The following is a 723-nucleotide window of genomic DNA, read 5'->3' on the forward strand; positions in this document are numbered from 1 at the left end:
AGCCGGACGCCGACGCGCTGATGATGCGCGCGCGGGTGAGCGTGCAGCAGGCACTCAACGCCTACCGTGCCGGGCAGCGCGGTGTGGGATTGCTCGCGGATCGCGCCCGAGCGGCATGCGAGGAAGCGGCACGCTACTGGCCCGCCGATCCGGTGCCCTGGGTGTGCCTGCTGATGCTGGCGCAACTGGACTGGCCAGATGCAAGGCGGCGGCGCCCCGAACACCGAATGCCGTCCCCGGAGATCGCTTTACCGCTTCCGCCCGGCCCGTGGGGACTGCTGCACCAGGCCGAAAAGCGTGATCCGGGCAACCGTGAGGCGTGGCACCGCTTGATCCAGGCGATCCAGGCGTACGGGATAAACGCGTTCGACGTCGTGCGGTGCTTGTGCGCCCCGATGCCGGATGGCTCACCGCTGTTGGTGCTGCCGCTCTATGTGCACGTCGAGTACTACAAGCGGATGCGGGCGCAGGGCCAACTCACGCCGTTGTACTGGACCACGGACTCGGCCTCCCACGCCACGAAACGGGCGCTGTACGGGTGGTTCCAGTACGCCGACAGGGCATCGTGGTCGGCACTGGGAGGCCGCTCAGGTCTTCGTGGCGATCGGGCCGTTCGTCACCCCTGCGCCGTGGAAGTACGTCGCCGAGGCGCCGGACCGGTGGCTGGAGCAGTTCGAACGAGCCCGCGACAAATGCCTGGCGGCTGCGGCGGGCGGCACACGG

At 69.2% G+C, this 723-nt stretch carries 1 pseudogene; it reads left to right on the top strand.

The window, feature by feature from the left end:
* A pseudogene (locus OO70_RS55195) lies at positions 1-723 on the top strand (hypothetical protein); the annotation flags it as partial.

The organism is Streptomyces xylophagus (genome assembly GCF_000716435.1).
Taxonomy (GTDB): Bacteria; Actinomycetota; Actinomycetes; order Streptomycetales; family Streptomycetaceae; genus Streptomyces; species Streptomyces xylophagus.